The sequence below is a fragment of the Photobacterium obscurum genome (assembly GCF_026191635.1).
GTDB classification, from domain to species: domain Bacteria; phylum Pseudomonadota; class Gammaproteobacteria; order Enterobacterales; family Vibrionaceae; genus Photobacterium; species Photobacterium obscurum.
Map to the genome: position 1 here is coordinate 14,633 of NZ_JAKRRW010000026.1, position 16,755 is coordinate 31,387.

The window sequence follows — 16,755 nt, forward strand, 5'->3', positions numbered from 1 at the left end:
AGATATATCACAGGTTCAGGGACGCATAGCATTGTCGAGACGCTACCTATCCACCTGAATTGAAACTGTGACAATTAGCGAGTCTACCCAAGGGCAGGCGAATGAAACTACACATTTGCATTCACCAATGCAATGATGCGTGTTCTACCTGAACATAGAGCGGCCAACTCGTTCTCTAAACGTTCAAAAATACATAATGCAGAACCCAAAGATTAGAGAAGTTAGTGAGGAGCTAAGGCTGTTTTACACGGCTAATGTCCGCACCCGCGAAAAAACGTGACCGCGTAACGGCTCAGTACCTGTTACCTCCGGTGACGGGATTCACTTTATCAATCACGGAAAGTACGGTACGAGTTTTTACGCCACAAAGTGCGATTAACATTCAGTAAATTGCTAGCACACCGTGTAACTGGCAACCCGTCAATCATTGGCATCTAGGGGTAGATCAATTCTCACCGTTATTTATGGCAATAAAAATATAAGATAAAGCAAGAGATCATCGCCCTCAACCTCTTGCTATTATTTTGAACCAGACATTTCATCAGTCTTTCTTGTGAGCGTTAAAAAAATAAATTTCACATAGAAGCGTAAACGCTTTATCTCGTTATTGTGCATAACAAAATAGAGCCTAATGAAATCTATTAATCATAACCAAAACAATTATATTATCTCAGTACAAAATCTTATATAAACCAGCCAGCTCAAGATGAGCTTAGATGCATTCATAAAGACGCATATCATTATTCGAGTTACACTAGTCGCTGCTGCGACAATTTTGGGTTAAACAAAACAAGATAAACCAGTAAACTGTAACGTAACAAAGTTATCACCGCACAAACCAATATAAGACACTGATAAATAAAGATTAAATTAAAACATCCTTTATCATTTGTGAATCAGATCACTCTCTAAACACTTCTAATGTTACGTTGAACTTACACTCAACGCTTTTTTCGTAACCTAAAGAAACAATAAATTACACTATGTTACACCCAGTGTGACGAGTGACTCGTAAATATTCAAAATTCTTCCGTATCATTGTTTTCATTGAAGCGAGGGGGTAAACAATTTAAAGCTGACCATCGCGAAATATTAAAAACACTCATGCTTATTAGCATAACAAGGAATCGAAAACGTTATTTGAATTTAATTTTTAGTTGGTAGCAGACATTGCCAACACGGCTTTGCTTTAACTTATTACTTTTAAAACAAAGCATGACTAAAAACAATTATCGTCAACTTAGAGCAACATCACTCAATTGCTCTATGGACACTTAACGTTTTCATAAGATATCGATTAAAGATCAAATTATTCTTAATAGATATATAAAGTTCATAATGAATGGGGGTTCAAATGAACGTATTTAGTACGATGCAAAAAATGGGGCGTAGCCTCATGCTTCCTGTAGCATGTATGCCTGCAGCAGGTATTCTTCTTGGTATCGGTGGTAACTCCGAGGTTGCTAAGTTCCTACCTGATATCGTTGCACAAGTCATGACCGAGGCCGGTCTGGGTGTGTTTGCCAACATGGCGTTGCTATTTGCCATCGGTGTTGCACTAGGCTTTACCAAAAATGACGGTGTTGCTGCACTGGCTGCAGGTCTTGGTTACCTAACCATGACTCGCGTACTAGGCGTTGTTGCAGAAGGTACTGATACCGGTGTATTCGGTGGTGTCATCATGGGCTTGGTAGCCGCACAACTTTTCAATAAATATCATGATATCAAGCTACCAACTTACCTTGGCTTCTTCGGTGGTAAACGTTTCGTTCCAATCGTAACTTCACTAGCAGCGTGTATTGTTGCTGCTGTGCTAGCTATCGTATGGCAACCAATCGGTGCCGGTATCGCTGCATTCTCTGAGTGGGCTGCTTACCAGTCTCCAGAAGTTGCATTCGGTATCTACGGTATCGTTGAGCGTTCTCTAATCCCATTCGGTCTACACCACATCTGGAATGCACCTTTCTTCTACGAAGTTGGTGAGTTCACAACAGCGGCTGGTGAAGTTGTTCGCGGTGAAATCCCTCGCTACCTAGCAGGCGACGCAACAGCGGGTAACCTAGCGGGTGGTTACATGTTCAAGATGTTCGGTCTACCAGCAGCATGTCTTGCAATGTATGTGACAGCTAAGCCTGAGAACAAACTGAAAGTTGCTTCAATCCTAGGTTCTGCAGCACTAACTTCGTTCCTAACAGGTATTACTGAACCAATCGAGTTTGCATTCCTATTCGTTGCTCCAGTGCTTTACGTTGCTCACGCACTACTAGCTGGCTCTGCATTCGTAGTAATGATTCTTCTAGGCATCAAACACGGTACAACATTCAGCCACGGTCTGTTTGACTTCACCCTACTATTCGGTCAGTCAACTAACGGTTGGATGCTACCAGTAATCGGTCTAGTTTACGCGGCAATCTACTTCCTAGTATTCACAACCCTAATCAAGGCACTTAACCTGAAGACTCTGGGTCGTGAAGACGAAGACGAATCTAAAGTTGAAGTGAACACAGCTTCTGACGGCCTGGCACAAGACATTGCTCAAGCATTCGGCGGCAAAGCTAACATCAAAGACCTTGAAGCTTGTATCACTCGTCTACGTGTAACTGTAATCGACAGCTCTAAAGTTGATACAGCACGTCTGAAAGCACTAGGTGCAGCGGGTGTATTCGAGAAAGGCGACAACTTCCAAGCGGTATTCGGTACCCACTCTGAAATCATCAAAGGTCAGATGGAAGCACTAGCTTAAAATTAAAAGTCTTGAGTGAGACTTTAAACCGGGCCGCAAGGCCCGGTTTTTTTATATCTGAACATTATGCTCAGACAAAAAGATAAAGGGCTATTGAGCAGACATGCAGCCAGTCATGAAGAAGTGTGAGCTGGGAGCCCTATCTCCAAAAGAGTTATAGTCAGCACTTACCTCACATTGATATCATTTGACATAGGTATGCAACAATAAAAACACATTAACAAACCAAATAAATAAAGAGCATTAATAAGCATGAACCACGCAGGCCTCCTCGCCCTGACTCATAATGCCGCCTTATTACTAGCAATGATTTTTATCTATGATATGGCAGCTAGCCGAGGTCATAACCTATTTACTCCTCTCCGGGCGGCTTTCACTGGCTTTGCCCTCGGGTTGATCGGTATTATTATCATGCTTACGCCATGGCAGTATGCTCCAGGAATTATATTTGATACCCGCTCAGTGCTACTCGGGATTTCCGGGCTTTTTTTTGGCGCAGTTCCCACCATCATTGCAATGGCAATGACTGCCACCTTACGTTTTTTTCAAGGAGGCGAAGCCGCTATCACAGGCATTACTGTAATTATGGCTTCAGGATTCCTAGGAATTGCCTGGCACTGTTATCGACAGCGTCCACTGTCGGAGTTATCAGCTCGCGAACTTTACCTCTTCGGCTTAATCATTCATGGGCTTATGCTCGCGCTGATGTTCACTTTACCGTGGGACATAGCGCTACAGGTACTTTCCAATATTACTGTTCCGGTATTACTCATTTATCCGCTGATAACAGTCGCCATGGGGATGCTCTTTATAAGACGGCTACAAAGAGATCAAACGGCAGATGCACTAAAAGAAAGTGAATTCCTGTTCCGTTCTCAATTCGATTTAGGCAACATTGGGATTGCCATCACCCATCCGGAAAAGAACTGGCTACGCGTCAATCCCCGACTGTGCGAAATGCTCGGCTACAGCGAAGAAGAACTGCTTCAAAAAACCTGGACTGAATTTAGCCACCCTGACGATCTACTGCTGGATTTGGCTCAGTTTGACCAAATGATAGCAGGCAAAATTGATGGCTATTCATTAGATAAGCGCTTTGTTCGCAAAGATGGGGACATCGTTTATGTTCACATGACGATTGCCTGCTACCGAATCAAAGGGCAGGTTAAGTTTGTTTTTGCCGGTATGTTAGATACCTCGGAGCATAAACAAACCGAAGCCAAACTGCGAGCGAAGAAAGAACAGCTGATTTCCGTGCTAGCAGGCAGTGAACTCGGCTTCTGGGACTGGGATATAAAAGCCAATACGGTACAAAGAAATGCTCGCTGGGCTGAAATCCTCGGATATAACTTCGAAGAAATACAAAACGACTCAACACTTTGGCTAAATAGCATTCACCCTGATGACAGGGCTGCAACCTTATTATCAATAACAAACCATCTAGAAGGACGCAGCACACAACATAAAGCAGAATATCGAATGCTCACCAAGCAAGGTGATTACAAATGGATTTTGGACTGCGCCAAAATTGTTAACTTTGCGCAGGATGGTAGTCCCTTACGCATGTGTGGTACCCATACCGATATTACAGAGCGCAAGTCAGCCGAAGAATCAATGCAACTAGCTTCGATGGTTTACCAAAACAGCAGCGAAGCAATGGTTGTTACAGGTTGTCATGGGGAAATAATCACCACCAACCCTGCTTTTACTGAAATCACTGGCTACTCACTTGATGAAATCAAAGGTAAAAGCTCAAAAATCCTGACCTCCTACCATCAGGATAAGAGTACTTTTAGAAACATATTGCACGCCCTAAATGCCACTGGTCATTGGCAGGGAGAAATCCAAAACCGCCACAAGAGTGGTGAATACTACACCGCCTTGCTGACAATCAATTCCATTCACAATGCAGATGGTTCTGTCCACCGTAGGGTTGCGCAATTCTCTGACATTACAGACAAAAAAAAGTCTGATGAAATTATCTGGAGCCAAGCCAATTTTGATTCTTTGACCGGACTGCCCAATCGCCATATGTTCCTCAACCAACTTGCACAAGAAAAGAAAAAAGCCCACATTGCTGAACGGCCTATGGCCCTGCTGTTTCTCGACCTTGATCACTTCAAAGAGGTAAATGATACCCTTGGCCATAACACTGGGGATTTGCTACTCAAAGATGTCGCACAGCGCCTACAAAACTGTGTACGAGAAACTGATACGGTATCACGACTGGGTGGCGACGAGTTTACGGTGATCCTTGGCGAACTGGAAAGCTCGAACTGCGCCGAGCGCGTAGCACAAGAAATCCTCAACCAATTCTCAGCCCCCTTCTCATTAGGCGTTGAAACTATCTATATATCGCCAAGTATCGGCATTACTCTCTACCCCTATGACGGCACACAAACCGATATCTTGCTTAAAAACGCCGACCAAGCCATGTATGCAGCAAAAGAACAAGGTCGAAACCGTTATCGATATTTCACAGCATCGATGCAGGAGACAGCGCAGCATCGCCGGCAACTTGCCAATGATCTGCGCCATGCGCTCCACAACCATCAGCTACAGCTTCACTACCAGCCAATCGTTGAGCTGTCGACGGGTGAGATCAAAAAAGCCGAGGCCTTGATCCGCTGGCAACACCCGGTCCTAGGCCTGGTGAGTCCTAGCGAATTCATTCCAGTGGCAGAAGAGACCGGCATCATTGTCGAGCTCGGTGACTGGGTATTCCGCCAAGCTGCCAGGCAGGCAGCCAAGTGGCGTGCATTGCACCATCAAGACTTTCAGATCAGCATCAATAAATCTCCAATGCAATTCCGTGACCGGGGAAATGATATCTCCAGCTGGCTAAGCCATCTGGACGCCCTCAGTCTGCCAGGACAAGCTATCGCCGTCGAAATCACCGAAGGTCTGTTACTTGATGCCAGTAAAACGGTCACCGACAAGCTGTTTGCATTCCGCGATGCCGGCATTCAAGTGTCACTTGATGATTTTGGTACCGGCTATTCGTCTCTGTCATACATACAAAAGTTTCATGTCGATAATATCAAGATCGACCAGTCGTTCATTCGTAACCTTCATGCAAACTCAGATGACATGGCAGTCTGCGAAGCTATCATCGTTATGGCACACAAGCTTGGCATGCAAGTCGTGGCTGAAGGTGTTGAAACCGAGGAACAACGTAACCTGCTAGCTGCTGCTGGGTGTGACTATGGTCAGGGCTTTTTATTATCGAAACCACTAACGGAAAATGAGTTCGACAACTTACTGTCTGAGTTAGAGGCTGTTTTGTAATAATACCGAGGTGAAGTAACGTTCTTTACCATACCCAGCGAAACGAACGCTGCAGAAATTCACTGGCGTCCTGACGAACAATGTCGCCGTGGGCCATCACAATTCTGTCGGGCTGCCAATTGTTGACCTCGCGAATATGCTCCTGCACTTCTGCCTTTTTGAAGCTCAGTCGCCAGTCAAGCGGGGTTTTGCCATTCGGAGCCAAGATACCAGCACTTTTAGCCAATAACCGCTGCCAGCCAGTAAAGTGTTCAGGTGGGAAGTTCTCAATAAGATCGGTCACAATCAAAGTCCGGGTAGGACGATGGAAAAAAACACATTCCTGCATTAACGTCGAACCGCTAACCAACAACTGATCAATCTCCTCTCTCCAAGGCCATTCTTGTTCAGCATTCAGGGAGTGAGCAAAATGAAGATCATCACGTTTTCTGATAACTTCATCGGTTCCAGACAGGCTGGCTTCGGGGTAATGTTCAATCCATTCGGGCAAATAGAGGTGATGCAGGTGATTAGGAGCAACCAAGTATTTTACGTTTCCCAGCTCTGCCAGCCGGGCTGCAAGCTCTTCCGAATAGGTGATAGGGCTATGCAGCCACAAATCGCCATTGTGCAACCGGATCACCGTCATCCTGGTAGTAAAAGGGCAACAGTAAAATGAGACAGTCTCTCCATCGAAAATCCATAGATCTTTTGCAAGTCGCTTCATATCTTCCCCCTCCAGAATCCCCCTAGGTCCATCATAGTTGCAGTTCTTTTCGGTAGTTATAAAAACAGCCAGCAACTGAGATATTTAACGGTATTTTGGGAGCGAGTTGTCACTCGCAAAGCAATATGTAAAGAAAGACGGAATGATCAGATAAGACAAATCAAGCAACTGGCTTACACTACCAGACAGCTTTTGCCGAAAACCACCCAAAATGAACTTTAATCCATTTTCGGCAATAAAGTTGACTCCTATCTCGAACTGTCACATAATGCCCCCACTTTCTGCCGAAATCGATTATTTCTGGCTAATTTGCAAATATCGCTAAGTGTGTAAGATGCTATATACCAAACGTAAAAACCTTCTTGAACAGACGTTAAAACAAGTTTATCCGGCATTCGTTATGGATATTTGCGCTGACGGCATGTTTACCCTGCTGGCGTTATGTGAAAGTGGCAAACTGGAAACAGCAGTGCTCGAAGGACATCAAGGAGATCCAGAACTGATAGCTTTTCTAAGCCTGCTAAATGCGACGATTAGCCATATGGATCACTGGTGCTACCTGCTAGGTGGTGACCGTGGACTTTTGGATGAAGAGCAATACAACAACCTACGTTATTTCTCTGCCTTAACCGCCAATTTACTGACCTATATTGCCCTTTATGACGAAGATTACATTGAGTATGCAATTAGCGCAGAAGATCTAAACCGCCTGGTTGCCAAAGATATAACAAAGCCAACGAAGCTCCTGAGGGGCAAGGAGTTTCATAAGATGAGTCATGATGACATGCGGGCATGGCTGTCACAGCGACGGTACTACAAACCGGTACACGAAAGCAGCTCCCCGTGGAAAGACACTCCGGTTTTCGATTTTTCAGTGTCAGTCAGTGGGCGACGTCACTTCGGCAAACAGCAGCTGTATACCCAGTTACGGGAAAGGGCCGTACATCAGGGAAAGCTGGCTGATTTCGTGCCGCTGACAATCTTTGACCGATTTAATGAACAGATAGAAGATTCGGCATTTATTTTAGCGTTGTCACAAGGCCTAGATTTGGATATGGAGGGGTTAGTAAAAGCCGTTCGGATATGTATACAAGTCGATAGTGAAAGTGCCACCAACAGTACACCCGCTGATGATATGACCAGTAAGTTAGAAGTGTTAAAGACTGCCGGCAAGATCACCTCTGATACAGTCATCGACACCTTGAAGCTGTTTGGTATCCACTCCCATGGCCAGTACCGTGAAACCAAATACTTGAAGCCATATGCCGCGGGTCCCGGCGAAGGGGCTGAGAACTTGAGGTCAGGAGTCTTTGTTATAGAGAAAACAAAGACCGCTAACTTCTGGGTACAAGCCATCGACGCGCGGAATAAGTTAGATGGGCTGGCGATGACGGAGTACCCGGCCATTACGCCACAAACAACACCATATGGTCGTAACAGCAATTTACAAACAATTGATGAGCTGGCGTACACCAATGTTATGAAGTTCAAAATCAAAACCGGTGCTGACTTGATTATGGTGCTTAAGTTCCTGTCGGTACAGTAGCACTAGCGTGTTAATCCTATTATTTTTGAATGTCTCTGCCAGTAACTGATTAGGTAGGGACAATATAAAGGTAAAACTATGTTGTCTAAAACGATTACCCTGACTGGCGGCAATATCCGCAATAACCATATCTATTTGACTTCAGTAATTGATATGTTTCCTCAAGAGACAATTGGTGGCAGCAACAAAGCGTTATCCGCCCCGGTTTCACTTAATGTAGAATTTGAAGGTACCGGTACTGCAGTCACAGATATCGACGGGGAAAAAAAGCTATTTCGAAACCGCTCGCTGACTCGCCATTTTTTCGAAAAGCATGGCCTGGTTGCCGGTGATCAAGTCTCGATTTCTCGCCTGTCAGACACGCACTATTATGTAAGCCCGCTTTAATGTTTTCAGTTGAGGCCGCTTATCAGCCTTATGACTGTCAGTCATAAGGCAATAGAGAGCCACTAATAGAAAAAGGCTGCCCGGCAAAACCGTACAGCCTTACAACTCTGGTTAATAACACAGATTACAACGGCCAGTGGTCAAAATAGATATGGCTTGCCTGCCAGTCGACCTTTTCCTGATTATCGGCCAGCAGCATCTTGGCAACCGTGAAAGAGAATTCAAAGCTAACGCCGAGTCCCTTACCGGTAATGAACTTATCCGTTACCACAACTTTCTTATCGATGTACTGGCCATCGGCAAATTTTTTCGCCAACTTATCACCTGTGGTGTATGCCCTACCTTCCAGCAAGTTATGAGCCGCCAATACCTTGGCACCGGATGAACACAAGGCGCAGATATATTTGTCTTCATTGATATGACGCTTGAGGAAATCAATCACCATAGGGTTAGCAGACAGGTTATCCGTACCTTGCGGTCCCCCCGGCATCATCACCACATCATAGGTATTGTCGAAACAGTTCTTCAGGGTATCATCGGCGGTAATACGAGTTTCAAAGTAGGTATTTAACGCCGTCGTTGCCATACACGACAACACTGTCACTTTGATGTCGAGTCGGCGCATGATATCGATAAAAACGACAGCTTCGCCTTCTTCAAATCCATCAGCCAGTAATACGGCAACATGCTTTTCTGTCATCATCATGCTCCTAGGCGTTTACAAGCTTGCTGGTTTCACGGACGTTTTCGGCAATCGTATCCCAGTCGTTGTCACGAATCGCTGCCGTTGGTGCAATCCAGGTCCCCCCGCAGGCAATCACCTGAGGAATGGCCAGATAATCCATCAGGTTCGTTGGCTTCACGCCACCCGTTGGCATTAGCTGAATATTGCCGTAAGGGCCTGTTAGCGACTTCAGCATATTGATCCCACCGGATGCTTCTGCCGGGAAGAACTTCAATGCCGTAACACCAAGCTCTAGAGCCTGCTCAACCTGGCTGGGGCTATTTACACCCGGGATAATTTTGATGCCCTTTTCAAGACAGTACTTAACTGTTGTCGGGTTAAAGCCCGGACTCACAATAAAATCGGCACCGGCTTCAACTGCCAAATCTACTTGTGCCGGGGTCAGTACCGTCCCTGCACATAGGATCAAATCCGGAAGCGCCTCGCGGATCAGGCGGATTGACTCTGCCGCCGCTTCACTGCGGAACGTAATTTCTGCGGCCGGCAAGCCATTGTCACTCAAGACCTGCGCCAACTTTACAGCATCCTTGGCATCTTCAATCTGGATGACTGGCATCACCCGAAGTGCACGTAATGTTTCAATCCACTTGTTATTCATATCAAATACTCATCAATTCCGTAATATAACGTGAATGCTCCAGCGGGATAATCGCTCCTTTGTGCTGGATAACCCGGGCCGCTAACTTATTGCCCCAATGGCAACACTCATCGATTTCCATCCCCATGCTCCAGGCGGCAAGGAACCCCGCATTGAACGAATCACCAGCCGCTGTCGTATCGACAACGGTATCGACCTTGTTACCGGCGGCAATACCACTGAGACCATATTGTGACCACATCGCCCCCTCGCTACCGAGCTTAACTACAACTTGTTTGATCCCCATTGAATGCAACCGCTTGGCAATAATGCCGGCCGGAGAGTCCTTCATACCGAGCAGCAAGTCTTCATCTTCTGCAGTTACCAAAGCAATATCACTTAACTGATAAAGCTTACCCAGCCATTCACAGGCATCTGACGCACTGTGCCACAGCCGAGGTCGATAGTTAGAATCGACGGCAATCTGTACACCGCTTTGCTTGAGCTGCTCCAGCGCCCGCAACAAGATTCGCTTGTCCGGATCCGATAAAATGGCCAGCGAAATGCCGGATAGGTAAATCAGATCAAACGCTGTTAACGACTCGACGACACTCGGAAAATCACAATGCTGGCAAAGCTGCCGGGCTGCCGAGTCATTACGCCAATAGTGAAAGCTACGCTCGCCGTGCGGGTCAATTTCAATGGCATACATACCCGGTAGCTTATCTGCCACCTTGAGTACCATTGAGGTATCAATGCCTTCGCTTTGCCATGCCGATACCATCTGGTGACTATAGGTATCCTGACCCAGACCGGTCACGTAACTGGGAGCGAGCCCCGGCACCAGACGAGACAGGTAAACCGCGGTATTAAGCGTATCACCACCAAAATTCTGCTCCTGAGTCGAAAAAGGCTGACCGCTCAGTTCAATCATGCACTCGCCAATAATGGCAATTTTCTTTTGCTTAAACTTCGGAGATGAAGCCATCTGTTTGCTATCCATTTCTTATGTTTTCTGGAATGAAAAAGAAAAAGGGCTACACCTTTACGTTAAGGGGGGAACTTAGGGTGTAGCCTGCACAGGGGGCGTGCTGATACCAATTCTTTTCCGAATAACGATTACAACTTACCGGCGCTACCGCACACCGCAATTTTCTCCATCACCACTTTCTTCATGGCTTCTTTGCCGGGAACAATGTAGTGACGAGGGTCGTTGGCATTCGGGTGTTCATTGAAGTACTGCTTCACGGCATCAGAGAAGGCAATTTTCAGCTCAGTGGCGACGTTAACCTTAGTGATCCCCAGCTCGATACAGCGACGAACATCTTCATCAGGCACACCGGACGCGCCGTGCAGTACAAGAGGCACGTCAGTTTTGCTACGAATAATGCCCAAACGGTCGAAGTCCAGTCGAGGCTCTTCCTTGTACATACCGTGGGCAGTACCAATTGCTATCGCTAATGAATCAATGCCCGTCTTGGTGACAAACTCCAACGCCGCTTCTGGATCGGTGTACAGCGCATCTTTGGCATCAACAACTAGGTCATCTTCCTGGCCACCAAGGCGACCCAGTTCAGCTTCGACAGAGCAGTCCCAGCGATGACAGAATTCGACCACCTGTTTAACCAGTTCGATATTGTTTTCAAAATTCAGATGGGAACCATCAATCATGGCTGATTTGATACCGGCTTCTACCTTGTTACGGATATCAGAGAAAGATTCATGGTGATCGAGATGCAAGGCAATTGGCATCTGGTAGCGCTTTGCTGCCTCTTGGCAAATCCCCACCAAATAATCGGTACCTGCATACGAGAAAGTACCTGGGGTACCCGCCAGAATAACCGGCGATGCCATTTCGGCTGCCGTTTCAACCACGACCTGAACGGTTTCCAGGTTGTGAATATTAAACGCAGGGACAGCGTAGCCGCCTATCTGCGCTTTGTGGAGCATTTCGCGAGAAGAAACCAGAAACATATAAAAACCTCAAAACCTTCGTTAGCTTTCGCTTTAATCATATTTGAAAACAAAAGCAAATAAAAAGATCCAGATCACATAAACACTTTCGAAGCGAAAGATTGCGAAATCAAAAGAAATGAAACATTTTCGAGGTGTAACAGGTTACCCCCTTGCGAAGCAGATTGTTTTTCGGCCTTTCAGCACGCCCAACCAGCTTTTCCAGTATCTGTTCAGGCCATGACTGACACTCCAGGCGACGAGTTAATGGCGATTGCTCCGAGGTATAGTCACTATGAAAGATAATCACTACCTCTTTCGTTTTGAAAGTCCCTATCACACTTGCTTCGATAGCCGGAATTTCAAATGAAAAATCACCTTTTTCTATTTCAAGCGGCGCCTCATCTTCTTGCCATAAACCTGACCGAGTACCACTAAACAAGGCAATGTTCAGTGCCCGCAACGACCAGAAACTGCTGGCTGGTCCGCTGTAGTTATCCACCAGCCGGGGATCATCAGCAAAGACCCCCTGCGTCGGCGCGCCATGCCGAAAAGCCCCCTGGCCAATGAAGTATTCGAGGCTGGTTCGAAAGGCACGTTTTGCTTCTCCGACTGAAATACAGGGCTCAGGCATATCTATCGCCGCGAGCAACGGTGCAGAAGCAGCTAATCGATAACACACGCTGCGACCAAAGAACGGCAATCCTTCTGGCGTAAAGAAATAGCGAAACTTTTCAACAAAGCTTGTCAGGCTGTGCCGAATAAATTCAGGATCGAACGCCGGATCTATCTGATCCAGCCAGTACAACGAATAGAAAAAGCCCCAGGCATTGTAATAATCATAATTGCCACGGGCGCCATCACGAAACCAACCGTCACCGACATAGAACTCCTTGATGCGGGCATATTTGTCGTGGGCAATAGTATCTACCCCAGTCAGGGCCTTAATCACCAGCTGAACGGTGAGCGGAAAAAGATGCCAGTTATTATCGACAGTCTGGCAAGTATTCACCTGCTTGAACCAAGCCACCACCTGTTGCTGCTCAGCCTTACTAAAGCGCTCCCACACCCACTCCTTGCTTAGCCAGAGCGTAAGCGCCAAATCAGCACTTTCGCAAATCCGCTGGTCATAGTCGTGTAACTGCCCCCAGTAACCTTGGTGAGCAGGGTCGGTTCCGGCAAGAAAAGCGGTGCGCAGCAACTCGGCCACATCTATCGCTTTATTGTTCAGGCCGTAGAGCACCGTTGTTGTCTGCCCGTTACCATGCAGCCACGCGGCAAGGGTCGGCAATACCCGACTACTCCCTTCCATCGCGTCGGTTCTGGCTGTTTGCTGGCTCGGGCGACCAGGATAATAAGCATGGGTATAATCCCAAACAGCATAATGATCGAAGGCTTCAGCGATATAACGTACCAACTGGTCGCACTGTTGTTGCATACCCTCCTGATAATTATCTGAGCCAGAATCAAACACCTGCCGAATCATTTCGTCATGTTTGCTGTAGGCTGGCTTTTTATGCCGCAGCCGGATCAGGTTCTCTTTGCATAGCTTAAAGTACATGGAGGCATCGGGGTGCTCATAGGGGATAGTCGGGCGAGGCTGGGCACTGATTTCTTTTTGCATGATTTTTACTCTCACTGACTCACAAAAGAAGAGGGCCTCTTACGAGGCCCTTTATCATGGTTATTTGGCCGACTCGGTTAAGATTTCATAACGGTCCTGACCCCATGCAATCGGTGCTGGCTTGTCTTTAATCCAGTCATAAAACGCTGTTTTCAGCTCCTTGACCTTCTCAGGGTTTTGCTTCGCAAGGTTAATCGACTCCGCCGGATCTTGAGCGTAGTTATAGAGCTCGTACTCACCGTTGCCATCATCGTAATAGTGCAGCGACCAGTTCTGATCTTTGATTGCCCACTCCCCTTTCGAACGCTTTTCAATGTGCTTACTCGGAATAAACTCGTTGGTTTCGAAAGTGATCCACTTCCAGTAGTTACTCCAGAAGTCGGCATTGCTTGAGTCATAATGAAGTGCACGCGGGCCGGCCCAGTACAAGTACTGGTGAGGCTGCTGCTTCTCGCCATTCAATAGCGGCATAATATCCTTGCCGTCTACTTTCATTTCTTCCGGAATTTGAATACCCGCCGCGGCAAGTGCCGTCGGCAAAATATCCATAGCAGAAATCATTGTGTTATCGACACTGCCTTCTGGAAGAACACCTTTCCAGTGCGCGACAAACGGCACATGGACACCACCACGGTAACGCTGGCCCTTAAAGGCACGGTTCATACCGTTCATCGGCATCGGCGACTCATGTACGGCTCCGTTATCCGACAAGAAGAAAATCAGGGTATTTTCGTACTCCCCCATCTCTTTTAGCTTATCAATGACCTTACCGATCCCTTCATCGGAAGCGTTGACGTGGGCGTAGTATTTATCCACCTCGACGTTACCGGTATTAAAGCGCTCCATAAATTTAGCCGGAGCCGCCTGCTCGAGCGGAATATGAGGCACACTGTAGGCCAGGTTGATAAAGAACGGCTGATCGTTATCGTTGGCTTTTTCGATAAAATTGATCGCTTCATTGGTGAGGTTATAGGTCAGATAACCCGGTGCTGGCGTATTCTCGCCATTTCTGAACACAGTCGGCGAGTTATACAGCGCCGCTCCCGACACATAATAGCTATAGGAGTAGTCAAATCCGCGCTCTTCCGGCCCATAACCCGGCTCTGCAATTGAGATCTGGTTATCGTGATAATCACGGCTTTGCAGATCTTTCGGCTTGAATTCCTTACGCACCTTGGCGTTATGGTATTTGCCGATATTCGCTGTGGCATAGCCATTTTCATTCATCAGCGCAGGCAACAACTTGATATCCAACGGGATCCCCAGCTTGGCATCATCATTACTGTAGGTACCAAAGCTGTGTGGGAAACGTCCGGTCATCATGCCGGCACGAGATGGACCACACACAGGCGTCGCCACATAGGCGTTGGTCATCCTGACGCCTTCATTAGCCAACTTGGTAATGTTCGGCATCGAACGCTTGGCCGCATCATACAGCTTGTCAAAATCACCGTCGTAACGTACAGGGACTGGCCGTTTTGCGAGCGTGTCCTTGTCGATATTCTCCATTGCAAAGTCTAATTGCGCCGAGCCCAAATCATCCATCACGATTAACAGGACATTCGGTTGCTCAGCCTGTTCTGCCGCGACCGACATTGCTGGTGATACCGCGCAGGCCGCAGCCACAAGACCGGCCAGTACCGTCTTCCTGGTTGAGGACAGTTTCATTGTTCACTCCTTTTTAAATAAAACGTATTAACTTGCATGCATACTTGCCAGTAACGGCATCACATTGGCCGCCACTCCCCCCCGCTGTATCTCCTGCACCATGAAGTGCATCGCCGGAGCGGTATGCCTGAAAATCTGCTGGTAGGAAGCACACAGGTAATTCTGTTTATGCTTCTCCCCGGCTAGCGGGGTGATTCTGTGTTTAGGACAGCCACCATGACACAGTGCCCTGACTTCACACTGCTGACACTGAGTGGTGAGCTTGGCCGATTTAGCACTGCCAAAACGTTGTTGCTGCTTACTGGTAGCCAATTTGCCGATGTTTGTTTGTGTGATATTGCCAAGACGATTGGCCGGATAGACATAGTGATCGCACGAGTAGAGGTCGCCATTGGCCTCGATGACCATGGCCTGACCGCATTCTTTGGCCTGAACACACACCGAAGCGGGATAGCCCATCCAGGTGGCCAGCATGCTGTCGAACATACGGACAAAAATGCGGCCGACATCCTCTTTGACCCATTCGTCAAAAACCTCAGTCATAAACTGGCCATAGCCGTGGGCAGGGACGGAGAAATGAGTCAGCGAGGCATCGGCGGTTGGCGAATAATGGCCACTATTGCTCTGCTGGCAATGCTGTTCGATTTCGACAATCGGAATGAACTGCAAGTGCTCGGAGCCCAGCGCCTTTAACGCATGATAGGTCTCCCTGCCCTTGTCCCAGTTCTGATCATTGATAACAGTGAGGGTGTTGAATTGGACGTTGAACTCTTTGAGCAGCGAAATGGCATGCTTTACCCGCTCGAAGGTCGGTTTACCATTGACCGAGATCCGGTACTTATCATGCACCTCAGCCGCACCATCAACCGAGACACCTATCAGAAAATTGTTGTCGGCGAAAAACTGCGCCCATTGGCGGTTAATCGCCACGGCATTGGTCTGGAAACTATTGGTGATCGTTTTGCCATTCGCATACTGCTGCTGGTATTTCACCGCATTTCTATAAAAATCCAGCCCGGCTAGCGTCGGCTCTCCCCCCTGCCAGGCAAAATCAATCTCGTCTGCATCCTGGGAACGAATATAGTCGCGCACATAGCGTTTGAGCATCGCGTCGGACATCTGCTCGGCAGCCGCTGTCGATTGAGAATTTTCCTCTGCTGGTTGCTGCATTATCTGTTCTTTCTCGAGATAAAAGCAGTAATCACACTTCAGGTTACAGCGATAGCTTGCCGGTTTGGCCATCATGTGAAAGCGGGCTTGCTTTGGGTGTGATATCGCCATGGGACTTTCCTTTCGTTCCGCAGTTCAAAATAACTGAAACGCAATATACGTAAACAAACGAAATATTAAAGAGATAATGATCACACCAACAAAAACATATGAAAGATTTCGTAAGCATATTTCTTGTGACATACCTTCAACAAACAAAAACAAAAGACTTTGAAAGCAAGCATATGTTGCGAGCTGTGAATTCGATCAAAAAACAACCGCAAAACTTCCACTAACCTTTCGCACCAC

The 16,755-nt window shown here is 47.0% G+C and carries 12 protein-coding genes; 4 read left to right on the top strand and 8 right to left on the bottom strand.

Annotated elements, in window-relative coordinates; translation table 11 throughout:
- The first annotated feature begins 1,354 nt into the window (after positions 1 to 1,354).
- Both ptsG and MD588_RS22375 read left to right on the top strand, forming a co-directional pair.
- Complete coding sequence (gene ptsG / locus MD588_RS22370; protein ID WP_265699990.1) at positions 1,355 to 2,743, top strand: PTS glucose transporter subunit IIBC; 1,389 nt, start codon at positions 1,355 to 1,357, stop codon at positions 2,741 to 2,743.
- Positions 2,744 to 2,995: 252 nt separating this feature from the next.
- Complete coding sequence (locus MD588_RS22375; protein ID WP_265699991.1) at positions 2,996 to 6,031, top strand: EAL domain-containing protein; 3,036 nt, start codon at positions 2,996 to 2,998, stop codon at positions 6,029 to 6,031.
- Between the two features lie 25 nt (positions 6,032 to 6,056).
- Here MD588_RS22375 and MD588_RS22380 read toward each other — a convergent pair whose 3' ends face one another.
- Entirely contained in the window at positions 6,057 to 6,737 is a 681-nt protein-coding gene (locus tag MD588_RS22380; RefSeq protein ID WP_265699992.1) for a DUF4336 domain-containing protein, read from the bottom strand.
- Positions 6,738 to 7,071: 334 nt separating this feature from the next.
- On the opposite strand from MD588_RS22380, the gene MD588_RS22385 reads away from it, so the two are divergent.
- Both MD588_RS22385 and MD588_RS22390 read left to right on the top strand, forming a co-directional pair.
- Positions 7,072 to 8,283 (top strand): hypothetical protein, encoded by a 1,212-nt coding sequence (locus tag MD588_RS22385; RefSeq protein WP_265699993.1) that lies wholly within the window; start codon positions 7,072 to 7,074, stop codon positions 8,281 to 8,283.
- A gap of 78 nt (positions 8,284 to 8,361) precedes the next feature.
- Positions 8,362 to 8,670, top strand: a complete 309-nt coding sequence (locus MD588_RS22390) for a hypothetical protein (protein WP_265699994.1) — start codon at positions 8,362 to 8,364, stop codon at positions 8,668 to 8,670.
- A gap of 124 nt (positions 8,671 to 8,794) precedes the next feature.
- On the opposite strand, the gene MD588_RS22395 is transcribed toward MD588_RS22390, so the two are convergent.
- The 7 genes from MD588_RS22395 to MD588_RS22425 form a co-directional block, all read right to left on the bottom strand.
- Positions 8,795 to 9,373, bottom strand: coding sequence for a DJ-1/PfpI family protein (locus tag MD588_RS22395; protein ID WP_265699995.1), 579 nt, complete (start codon positions 9,371 to 9,373; stop codon positions 8,795 to 8,797).
- Between the two features lie 7 nt (positions 9,374 to 9,380).
- Complete coding sequence (locus MD588_RS22400) at positions 9,381 to 10,013, bottom strand: bifunctional 4-hydroxy-2-oxoglutarate aldolase/2-dehydro-3-deoxy-phosphogluconate aldolase (protein WP_265699996.1); 633 nt, start codon at positions 10,011 to 10,013, stop codon at positions 9,381 to 9,383.
- Between the two features lies 1 nt (position 10,014).
- Positions 10,015 to 10,980, bottom strand: coding sequence for a sugar kinase (locus MD588_RS22405; RefSeq protein WP_265699998.1), 966 nt, complete (start codon positions 10,978 to 10,980; stop codon positions 10,015 to 10,017).
- A 131-nt stretch (positions 10,981 to 11,111) separates the two neighbouring features.
- Positions 11,112 to 11,966 (bottom strand): tagatose bisphosphate family class II aldolase, encoded by an 855-nt coding sequence (locus tag MD588_RS22410; protein ID WP_265700000.1) that lies wholly within the window; start codon positions 11,964 to 11,966, stop codon positions 11,112 to 11,114.
- Positions 11,967 to 12,075: 109 nt separating this feature from the next.
- Positions 12,076 to 13,569 (bottom strand): DUF2264 domain-containing protein, encoded by a 1,494-nt coding sequence (locus MD588_RS22415; protein ID WP_265700001.1) that lies wholly within the window; start codon positions 13,567 to 13,569, stop codon positions 12,076 to 12,078.
- A gap of 60 nt (positions 13,570 to 13,629) precedes the next feature.
- A complete protein-coding gene (locus tag MD588_RS22420; RefSeq protein ID WP_265700002.1) occupies positions 13,630 to 15,237 on the bottom strand; it encodes a sulfatase family protein in 1,608 nt (535 codons plus the stop codon).
- 27 nt (positions 15,238 to 15,264) lie between these two features.
- Positions 15,265 to 16,518: an anaerobic sulfatase maturase gene (locus MD588_RS22425; RefSeq protein WP_265700003.1), complete on the bottom strand. Its 1,254-nt coding sequence runs from the start codon at positions 16,516 to 16,518 to the stop codon at positions 15,265 to 15,267.
- Positions 16,519 to 16,755: the final 237 nt, after the last annotated feature.

Excerpts from the sequence above, each read along its gene's own strand:
- ptsG (WP_265699990.1), top strand. The coding sequence starts at position 1,355 with ATGAACGTATTTAGTACGATGCAAAAAATGGGGCGTAGCCTCATGCTT.
- MD588_RS22395 (WP_265699995.1), bottom strand. The coding sequence starts at position 9,373 with ATGATGACAGAAAAGCATGTTGCCGTATTACTGGCTGATGGATTTGAA.
- MD588_RS22390 (WP_265699994.1), top strand. The coding sequence starts at position 8,362 with ATGTTGTCTAAAACGATTACCCTGACTGGCGGCAATATCCGCAATAAC.
- MD588_RS22375 (WP_265699991.1), top strand. The coding sequence starts at position 2,996 with ATGAACCACGCAGGCCTCCTCGCCCTGACTCATAATGCCGCCTTATTA.
- MD588_RS22420 (WP_265700002.1), bottom strand. The coding sequence starts at position 15,237 with ATGAAACTGTCCTCAACCAGGAAGACGGTACTGGCCGGTCTTGTGGCT.
- MD588_RS22415 (WP_265700001.1), bottom strand. The coding sequence starts at position 13,569 with ATGCAAAAAGAAATCAGTGCCCAGCCTCGCCCGACTATCCCCTATGAG.
- MD588_RS22385 (WP_265699993.1), top strand. The coding sequence starts at position 7,072 with ATGCTATATACCAAACGTAAAAACCTTCTTGAACAGACGTTAAAACAA.
- MD588_RS22425 (WP_265700003.1), bottom strand. The coding sequence starts at position 16,518 with ATGGCGATATCACACCCAAAGCAAGCCCGCTTTCACATGATGGCCAAA.
- MD588_RS22405 (WP_265699998.1), bottom strand. The coding sequence starts at position 10,980 with ATGGCTTCATCTCCGAAGTTTAAGCAAAAGAAAATTGCCATTATTGGC.
- MD588_RS22410 (WP_265700000.1), bottom strand. The coding sequence starts at position 11,966 with ATGTTTCTGGTTTCTTCTCGCGAAATGCTCCACAAAGCGCAGATAGGC.
- MD588_RS22400 (WP_265699996.1), bottom strand. The coding sequence starts at position 10,013 with ATGAATAACAAGTGGATTGAAACATTACGTGCACTTCGGGTGATGCCA.
- MD588_RS22380 (WP_265699992.1), bottom strand. The coding sequence starts at position 6,737 with ATGAAGCGACTTGCAAAAGATCTATGGATTTTCGATGGAGAGACTGTC.